The sequence below is a fragment of the Veillonella dispar genome (genome assembly GCF_937975875.1).
Lineage (GTDB): Bacteria > Bacillota > Negativicutes > Veillonellales > Veillonellaceae > Veillonella > Veillonella dispar_B.
Genome location: NZ_CALJSP010000043.1, coordinates 23366 through 33068, shown reverse-complemented (window position 1 = coordinate 33068; position 9703 = coordinate 23366). Strand labels below are relative to the sequence as shown.

The following is a 9703-nucleotide window of genomic DNA, read 5'->3' as shown; positions in this document are numbered from 1 at the left end:
ACGGTCCTAAGGTAGCGAAATTCCTTGTCGGGTAAGTTCCGACCCGCACGAAAGGTGTAACGATTTGGGCACTGTCTCAACGAGGGACCCGGTGAAATTGAAATACCTGTGAAGATGCAGGTTACCCGCGACTGGACAGAAAGACCCCATGGAGCTTTACTGTAACCTGACATTGGGTTTTGATACATTACGTACAGGATAGGTGGGAGGCTTGGAAAGCTGGACGCTAGTCTGGCTGGAGCCGACGTTGGGATACCACCCTTGATGTATTGAAATTCTAACCGCGAGAGTAACGAAATCCGGGACAGTGTCAGGCGGGCAGTTTGACTGGGGCGGTCGCCTCCGAAAGAGTAACGGAGGCGCCCAAAGGTTCCCTCAGCGCGGCCGGAAATCGCGCGAAGAGTGTAAAGGCAGAAGGGAGCTTGACTGCGAGTCAAACACGACGAGCAGGTACGAAAGTAGGGCTTAGTGATCCGGTGGTACCGAGTGGAAGGGCCATCGCTCAACGGATAAAAGCTACCCTGGGGATAACAGGCTAATCTCTCCCAAGAGTCCATATCGACGGGGAGGTTTGGCACCTCGATGTCGGCTCATCACATCCTGGGGCTGAAGTCGGTCCCAAGGGTTGGGCTGTTCGCCCATTAAAGTGGTACGTGAGCTGGGTTCAGAACGTCGTGAGACAGTTCGGTCCCTATCCATCGCGGGCGCAAGAGATTTGAAGGGGGCTGCTCCTAGTACGAGAGGACCGGAGTGGACGAACCGCTGGTGTACCAATTATCCTGCCAAGGGTACAGTTGGGTAGCTACGTTCGGGACGGATAAACGCTGAAAGCATCTAAGCGTGAAACCAGCCTTGAGATGAGGTTTCTCATAGCATAAGCTAGTAAGATCCCATGTAGACGACATGGTTGATAGGCCAGGTGTGGAAGAGCCGTGAGGTTTGGAGCTGACTGGTACTAATAGATCGAGGGCTTTACTTAAATAAACATTAAGCAGACATGTGCAACAAATATATATAACTTCTATGTGGTTTTCAGAGTACAAACTCTGACAGATTCAGTGGCGATGGCTATGAGGATCCACCTGTTCCCATCTCGAACACAGTAGTTAAGCTCATAAACGCCGAAAGTACTTGGCTGGAGACGGCCTGGGAGGATAGGAAGCCGCTGATTAACGAAAAGAAAAAGGTCTACCTAAAGGTAGGCCTTTTTCTTTTTGCTAGTCTTCGACTAGCTAATCCTGCTAGAGCCGTCTCCAGCCAAGGTTGTAGAGGTTATATCTATCTACGTGTTCGTGTCAGACGGAACTGGGAAGGGTAGGGTGTGAGGCCACAGAGGAGCGTAGCGACGCATGGGGCCCACACATCACCTTCGACGAAGCCCTATAGTTAAGTCTGTACATTGGCATAATGTATTATATATTGCCATGGGCGAGTGTGATAGGAAGCCGCGGCTAGTGGTAGGAGGCAAATCATATCCATCCAGTAACGCGGTGCGAAGCACCAATGTTACTGAACCGTACAACTGTTGAGCTTCTTCAAATACTTGTAATTAAACTATACCGCTGTGCGTAGCACCTATGGTATCGAACCTCAAACTAGTTGAGTAAATTCAAATATATGTAAATTAAAGGCTTTATTCAGATATAATGTGAGACAATATTATCAAACAATAAGATCGTTGAGTATCTTTAAATTATATAATTAAAATAACCGCTATAATTATAAATCATAGCGGTTATTTATAACATTGTATTATTAATTATATATACAAAAAAAGAGCCGCCTAAGCAGCTCTAGATTTATTATTCTATACCAACCATTACGTTAGTAGCTTTGATAACAGCATATACTTCTTTGCCTACTGTTAAGCCCAATTCTTTAACAGATTGAACTGTAATGTCAGCAGTAATGATATTATCGTTACCTACATTAATTTTCACAATTGCATTTACGGCACCTTCTTGAATTTCTACGATAGTACCTTTTAATTGGTTTCTTGCGCTTAATTTCATATTTGGCTCCTTATAAGAATTATATAATATATTCAAATTTATATTTATTATATCATTATATATATAAAAGGCCATGATGTATATCACATCATGGTTTTTTATGCATGGAGCGGGCGAAGGGAATCGAACCCTCCTCTCAAGCTTGGGAAGCTCGCATTCTACCGATGAACTACGCCCGCAGGATGTACATATTGTATCATATATGTATCTATACATTCAAGTAAAGTTAGTCGTCATGAATATACCTATAGTGGTAGTTGTATTGTATTGTTATAACAATAGAGGTATAAAGTAATAGAAAAGGAGGCATATGTATGTCAAAGATTTATAAAATCCATAAATGGTTATCTATAATATCTGTAGTGTTTTTCTTAATGTTTTGTATTACTGGGCTTATCCTTATGTTTAGGACTGAGTTAAATGCATGGGCTCAAGGAGGAACACACAATACTTCATCATCTATGGCTATGAGTCAACAAGAAATGTCAATTTTTAATTATGCTGATGAAGGAGCTTCATTAGTTAAGCAAACCTATCCATCTAAGGATATTTTAAATATTTCTCCTGCTATGGGGGCTGGACATATTTTACGTTATCGTATTATTGATTCAGCTGCTACCATAGCTCCTCCAGCACGTATGGGAATGGGTGGTGACTATGCATTATATAATCCTAATACGAAAGCTCTCATTACTACGCATCATGAAACATCTGCTCATCCTTGGGTGCGCAGTATATTACATACTCTTCATCAACTACATACGCGATTAGATCTCGGAAAAACTGGGATTTATATTGTAACAATTTTATCTTTTTTATGTGCTTTATCGATTATTTCTGGTATTTTCTTATATGGTCCATTTCGTAAAAGTTTTGCAAAATCTGCAGTATTGTCAAATCATATGAAATTAAGTTCATTGCATCGAGAGTTTGCAATGGTTGCTACTGTATGGGGATTTATCTTATGTATTACAGGTGTATGGATAGGTGGATTTTTTATTGCCAATGACAGCTATAATGCAGATGTACTACATACTGCAAAGCAAGAGCTTTCATCGGATCAATCCGAAATTTTACAACCATCCGAAGCTATTTCTCGCATTATGAAAGCTTATCCAGATCGTCAGCTTATATCTATTGATTATCCATCCAAATTTAATGACCATCACTATGCATTTTATTTAGGTGCTGAAAATGATGATGATCCTGCTATGTTTTTGGGACAGCCTGTCTATGCTAATTTACATGCTGATTCTGCTAAGGATATGTATTCTACAAAAACAATACCATGGTATTTTACTGGTATGACTACAATGATTAATCTCCATATTCATAATCATAATACAATGGTGCTTAAAATATTATGGGCCATCTGGGATATAGTTCTTATTATAGGTATTATAACAGGCATTATGATGACTATTATAAAGAAATTTGTTAAATCTCGTGCTATGGAATCTAGAGCACCCGTTGAGATACAACATGTTTGGCGTAAACCTATCCTTTATAGTATTTTAGTTCTCCTAGGTTTTATTGTGCCTCTTTGGTCTAATCCAATCACAAATAGTATAGCTGCCATTTGTTTAACCATTCCACTTATTGGATTCTTAATTTCTCTGATCAGAGGGAATAATTATTAATCAGTATTTTATTAGCTTGCTCCATAAGTATAAGTATGTCGCAAATGTTTGATTACTCTAGACTTAATCCGCATGGTTCATCATTAGTTTATTGATTATTTTCGAAGTGAAATGATATAATAAATTTAAATAAATAGTTTTTATGTATAAAATTCTGTATTTATATTTATAATTGAGAAAGTGGTAGTTACTATGAATTATATAAAAGCATTTATTCAGTCTGAATCATCTGGCGGTATTATGCTCTTACTTGCCGCTATTCTTGGTGTTATTACAGCAAATTCTCCTCTAGCAGAACAGTATTTCGCCTTAATGCATGTGTATTGGGGACCTATGGATATACTGGAATGGGTTAATGATGGGTTAATGGCACTCTTTTTCCTATATGTAGGGCTAGAGATTAAATCAGAAATGATTTCTGGCGAATTGAATACAAATTCAAAAAGAGTATTACCACTTTTAGCTGCTTTTGCAGGTGTTGTTACACCTGCTTTAGTATATTTCTTAATTGCTGGTTCTGTCCCTGAGTATACCCATGGATGGGGGATTCCAACAGCTACAGATATTGCATTTGCCATAGGTGTTATTATGATGCTTGGTAAACGTGTATCTCAAGCTATGAAAGCTTTTCTTTCTGCCTTAGCTGTTATTGATGATTTAATTGCTATTATCGTTATAGCTATCTTCTACGGTGCCGGCGTAGATTTCCCGTATTTGATTGGTGCCGCTATCGTAACAGGCGCATTGTGGTATACTAATAAACAGGGGTATGTGAGACCTGTATTATATGGTGTATTGGGTGCAGTTCTTTGGTATTTTGTATTAAAGTCTGGCGTTCATGCAACTATTGCTGGGGTTGTCTTAGCTATGACGATTCCTGCAACAGGTAAACTTGATGGTGAAACAGTATATCCTATGCATAAATGGGCAGATAAACTGAAGCATTGGGTTAATTTTTTAATTATTCCTTTATTTAGTTTCTTAAATGCAGGTGTATCCTTTGCTGATGTTTCTGTAGATCATTTATTCCATCCTGTTGTACTAGGCGTTTCATTAGGCCTTATTTTAGGTAAACAGTTTGGTATTTTCTCTGCAGTTTTCGTTTTAGTTAAATCTAAGATTATCAAGATGCCTACTAATACAACATGGCCAGAGGTTTATGGTACTGCCATCGTTTGTGGTATTGGTTTTACTATGAGCTTATTTGTAGCTACATTGGCATTTCCACCTGGTGTTAATCAAGAAATGGCTAAAATTGGTATCTTTATAGGTTCTATTATTTCTGGTTTATTAGGTGCTATAGTTTTAATTTTGGCATATAAAATAAGATCTATTAAGAACAAATAATGAACGTATTATATTAGGAAGGAATTATATGGAACGGATATTTGTATTTTTACGTTCTCCTGGTTCGGCGACTGCTGTTTTACTAGGAGCTACACTTATTGCACTAATCGTAGCAAACTCTCCATTGGCGACACAGTATATGTCACTTGTTAATTTAAAGCTAGGTCCATTAACAACTATGGAGTGGGTTAATGATGCATTAATGGCAATTTTCTTCCTCTTTGTTGGGTTAGAAGTAAAGCGTGAATTAGTAAGTGGTGAACTCAATACGAATGCTAAGCGTATTATGCCAGGTATTGCTGCATTATTTGGTGTGTTAGTACCTGCTATTATTTACTATCTTATTGCTGGTTCTAGTGAAGTGTACGTTCATGGTTGGGCTATTCCAACTGCGACAGACATTGCTTTTGCTATAGGTGTTATAACTGCTTTGGGTTCTAGAGTGCCTAACTCCATGAAGGTATTTTTGACCGCCTTAGCTGTTATTGACGACTTAATTGCCATCATTGTTATTGCAATATTCTATGCATCAAATCTCAACCTGTTCTATTTATTTGGTGCCGTTGTTGTAACGGGTTTATTGATTTACTGTAATCGGTCTGGTTACGTTAGATCTTTATCCTATATCATTCTTGGTTTAATTTTATGGTATTGTATTCTTCGGTCTGGATTACATGCTACTATGGCTGGTGTAATCTTGGCGATGACAATTCCTGAATGCGGTAAGATTGGTCGTAAATATGTTAGACCAATGCAACATTGGGAACATTATTTATCTAACTGGGTAAGCTTTGTTATTGTTCCTATTTTTGCTTTCTTTAATGCTGGTGTAAGTCTTGCTGGATTCGGTGTAGCAGATTTAACACATCCTGTTGTTTTAGGTGTTGCACTAGGCCTTATTTTAGGTAAACAAATCGGTATCTTTGGTGCTATGTTTGGGATGATCAAGTTAGGTATTGTACCTATGCCAGCAGAAGCTAACTGGAAATTTATTTATGGTACCTCCATTGTATGTGGTATTGGTTTTACTATGAGTATATTTGTTTCTGTTTTAGCTTTTGATCCAGGTCATGCTCAAGAGATGGCTAAGGGTGGCGTATTAATAGGTTCCATCATTTCTGCCGTTATTGGCTATATTTACTTACGCATTATTGGTGCTAAGCGTAAGGAATGCCATATAGGTGTATATCATAACTGCTAAAATTAAATAGTTATTATAAAAGTCTCCATTATTGACTGTCTATAAAATCAAAACATAAAAACTTTACTTGATTAGGCAGACTTTAATGGAGATTTTTCATTGCTATACTATATTTCTATGATATATATGTAGTACTAGATTTGAGATATAGTTAAAAACGTGCATTATATATGCATTTTTTGTATTGCTATCTCAATATGGTTTATAGATTATTTAAAACTGTATAGTATACTACTGATGTAAGGTGAGGTGTATATGGTTAAGAAAATAATTATTGCATGTACGCTTGTTTGTATGACTACAATGGTATCTTCCGTATCATTGGCAAAAACGATTGATCGGGGACAACGGGGGCACCATGTTAGCAAGGTGCAAACCATGTTAAAGCATCAAGGTTTTTTACATGATTCTGTAGATGGTATTTACGGTCATAATACGGAACAAGCTGTACGGAAATTTCAAAAGTCAAAGGGACTCGCTGTAGATGGTCGCGTTGGTCCTAGCACGATGAATGCTTTAGAAAAGATGGAGACTCGTTATGGTGGACATGGTACAGAATTAAGTCATAATGGTGTGCCAAATAAATACTCTCGCGTTTTAACTATGCAAGCTAGTGCTTATTCTGCTCAAGATCCTGGCAATGGCAATTATACGGCTACAGGTAGTCGCTTAAAGAAGGGCATCGTATCTGTAGATCCAAAATTAATTCCATTAGGTACGCGATTATACATTGAAGGTTATGGTTATGCTGTAGCTGATGATGTTGGTGGCTCTATCAAAGGTCATAGAATTGACTTAGCTTATGATTCTCGTTCTGAAGCATTGCAGTTTGGTCGTCAAACTGTGAAGGTTTACGTTTTATAATAAAAACTCTCTAGTACATATAATAGTGTAATAGACTATGAGGTCTAAACTTACAATATTATATGAGCACTAGAGAGTTTTTATTTTGCCGAATTATAGTGTATCTATAACCTCGAATATTCGGAAATTATGGTATAATAAACATAGATATATTTGAAATAACTCATGACATTTGTTACATGAGTGCAATCAATAGTTATATGATGAATGGTAAAGGAAATTCTATGGATAAAGTACGGCGCGTGGAACGCATGGTGGCAATGACAAAATTGTTAGTTGATTCACCGCAAAAATTGATTCCTTTAAATTATTTCTGTGACTTCTTTGGCATGGCAAAGTCTACGGTCAGTGAAGACTTAACCTGTGTGAGACAGTCTATGGAGCATTTTCAGCTTGGTACATTAGAAACCGTAGCCGGTGTAGCAGGCGGAGTGCGTTTTATTCCTCATCGTAAGGGGACTCAGGCTAATGATATTCTACGAGATGTGCAAACTCGATTGATGGAGCCAGACCGTATCATTCCTGGTGGGTTTATTTACATGTCTGATATTTTATATGATTGGCATGTAATGACACGCCTTGGAGAAATCATTATGACCCGTTTTATGGACCGCAACCCTGATTATATTCTGACCGTTGAAACGAAGGGGATTCCTTTAGCTGTTATGGTAGCACGAGCTTTCAACAAACCTCTCGTCATTGCTCGTCGTGATAGTAAGGTGACAGAAGGGTCTGCTATTAGTATCAACTATGTAACAGGATCCTCTGGTCGTATTCAGACTATGACGCTAACAAAGAGAGCGATTCCTCCCAATGCTAGGGTTTTAATTATCGATGATTTTATGAAAGCAGGGGGCACTGCAAAAGGTCTTAAAGAACTTGTTTTAGAAATGAGTGGTGTCGTTGTTGGCACTGGAGTTCTTGTAGCAACTGCAGAGCCAAATCCAAAATTAATCGATGATTATGAATCACTATTTACGTTCTATGGTATTGATGAAAATACAAAGAAAATCAACATAGAACCAGTATTTGATGAAGAATAAATAATTAATATTAGATACATTATAGTTAGATATAATGACTTTATATCGCATATTGGACAATGGGCTAATATGATGTAAGTACTATTAAAAAGTCAGATATATGAGAGATAACAGATAGGAGATTACTATGAATATTGCAAGCCTTATTTTAGCTGCTGGTAAGGGTACGCGCATGAAGTCTAAATTGCCAAAGGTATTGCACAAGGTTGGCGGTAAGGCGATGGTAGAGCGCGTTCTTGAAACAGTTCAGTCTATCGGTACAAATCGCGATGTGGTTATCGTAGGCTTTGGCGGTGATGCGGTACAAAACTACTTGGGGGACCGCGCTGAATTTGTTCGTCAAGAAGAGCAAAATGGTACAGGTCATGCTGTAAAAATGGCTCAACCAGTACTTGGTGATTATGACGGAACTATCTTATTACTTTGTGGCGATACACCACTTGTTACAAAAGAAAGTTTAGAAGCACTGTTAGAAGAACATAAAAATTCTGGTGCAGCAGCGACAATTTTAACAGCTCATATGCCAGATCCAACAGGTTATGGCCGTATTATCCGCAATGAAGAAGGTTCTGTAGTTCGCATTGTAGAGCAAAAAGATGGTAAACCAGAGGAATTAGCTGTTCAAGAAGTTAATACAGGCATGTATGCTTTTGATAGTAAAAAATTATGGCCTTGCTTAGACCAACTATCTGATGATAATGCACAAGGTGAATTGTATATCACTGATGTAGTTGGTATTCTTGTAAATGGTGGCGACAAGGTAAGCGCGTATATGACAAAGGACTTTGAAGAGTCTCTAGGCGTCAACTCTCGCTTGCAATTAGCGGAAGCTGAATCTATTTTGAAGCATCGTAAAAATGTTGAATTAATGACAGCTGGTGTTACTATTATTGATCCTGCCAATACTTATGTAGCTCCAGAGGTAACAGTAGGGGCCGATACAATCTTGCACCCTGGTACAATCCTCGAAGGAAATACTGTCATTGGGGAGCGCTGTGAAATTGGTCCACATACTCGTTTGACGAATGTAAAAGTAGGTAATGATACGATTATTCACTTCACATATGGTCATGACTGCGAAGTAAAAGACGGTGTAGATGTAGGTCCATTTGTTCACTTGCGCCCTAATACCGTGCTTGGTAACAAGGTCCATGTAGGTAACTTCGTAGAGGTTAAAAACTCCAATGTTGGGGAAGGTACTAAGTTCCCACATCTTTCCTACATCGGCGACAGCGACGTAGGCTCTGGTGTTAATATTGGCTGTGGTACGATTACTGTAAACTACGATGGTAAAGTTAAACATCGTACTACAATTGGCGATGGTGCTTTTGTAGGCTGTAATAGTAATTTAGTAGCTCCTGTAACAGTAGGTAATTATAGCTATGTAGGTGCAGGTTCTACCATTACTAAAAATGTACCAGATAAGGCGTTAGCCGTAGGCCGTAGCAAGCAAATTGTGAAAGAAAATTGGGTAACTGATGATACTTTCAAAAAGAAATAAAAAAATATTATAATTTTTTAACACAATTAGGGCAAAATAGTATACAATAAAAAGGCAATAGTGTGTATCTGTAATGGATGATTATGGATAAGTAA

Annotated in this window: 7 protein-coding genes, 1 tRNA gene and 2 rRNA genes; 8 read left to right on the top strand and 2 right to left on the bottom strand. The window is 38.2% G+C overall.

Features of this window, described 5'->3' with window-relative positions; genetic code table 11:
• Positions 1–979 (top strand): 23S ribosomal RNA (locus tag Q7P05_RS02295); the annotation flags it as partial.
• Between the two features lie 75 nt (positions 980–1054).
• Positions 1055–1171: ribosomal RNA gene (gene rrf / locus Q7P05_RS02290) — 5S ribosomal RNA — on the top strand.
• Between the two features lie 631 nt (positions 1172–1802).
• Here rrf and Q7P05_RS02285 read toward each other — a convergent pair.
• Positions 1803–2012 carry a molybdopterin-binding protein gene (locus Q7P05_RS02285; protein WP_005387140.1) on the bottom strand — a complete coding sequence of 70 codons (210 nt, stop codon included), beginning with the start codon at positions 2010–2012 and terminating at the stop codon, positions 1803–1805.
• Between the two features lie 105 nt (positions 2013–2117).
• Positions 2118–2191 (bottom strand) — tRNA-Gly (locus Q7P05_RS02280).
• 135 nt (positions 2192–2326) lie between these two features.
• Here Q7P05_RS02280 and Q7P05_RS02275 point away from each other — a divergent pair.
• The 6 genes from Q7P05_RS02275 to glmU all read left to right on the top strand — a co-directional run bounded on the left by Q7P05_RS02275 (position 2327) and on the right by glmU (position 9608).
• Complete coding sequence (locus tag Q7P05_RS02275) at positions 2327–3652, top strand: PepSY domain-containing protein (RefSeq protein ID WP_295804906.1); 1326 nt, start codon at positions 2327–2329, stop codon at positions 3650–3652.
• A 192-nt stretch (positions 3653–3844) separates the two neighbouring features.
• On the top strand, positions 3845–4999 hold the full coding sequence (gene nhaA, locus Q7P05_RS02270) for a Na+/H+ antiporter NhaA (RefSeq protein WP_303930238.1): 1155 nt from the start codon (positions 3845–3847) through the stop codon (positions 4997–4999).
• 28 nt (positions 5000–5027) lie between these two features.
• On the top strand, positions 5028–6200 hold the full coding sequence (gene nhaA / locus Q7P05_RS02265) for a Na+/H+ antiporter NhaA (RefSeq protein WP_303930237.1): 1173 nt from the start codon (positions 5028–5030) through the stop codon (positions 6198–6200).
• A gap of 255 nt (positions 6201–6455) precedes the next feature.
• Complete coding sequence (locus tag Q7P05_RS02260; protein WP_303930236.1) at positions 6456–7064, top strand: peptidoglycan-binding protein; 609 nt, start codon at positions 6456–6458, stop codon at positions 7062–7064.
• A 224-nt stretch (positions 7065–7288) separates the two neighbouring features.
• Positions 7289–8107 carry a pur operon repressor gene (gene purR / locus Q7P05_RS02255; protein ID WP_039969280.1) on the top strand — a complete coding sequence of 273 codons (819 nt, stop codon included), beginning with the start codon at positions 7289–7291 and terminating at the stop codon, positions 8105–8107.
• A 127-nt stretch (positions 8108–8234) separates the two neighbouring features.
• The gene (glmU, locus tag Q7P05_RS02250; RefSeq protein WP_303930235.1) at positions 8235–9608 is read left to right on the top strand and encodes a bifunctional UDP-N-acetylglucosamine diphosphorylase/glucosamine-1-phosphate N-acetyltransferase GlmU; all 1374 of its coding nucleotides are present in this window, start codon (positions 8235–8237) and stop codon (positions 9606–9608) included.
• The last annotated feature ends 95 nt before the right edge of the window (positions 9609–9703 follow it).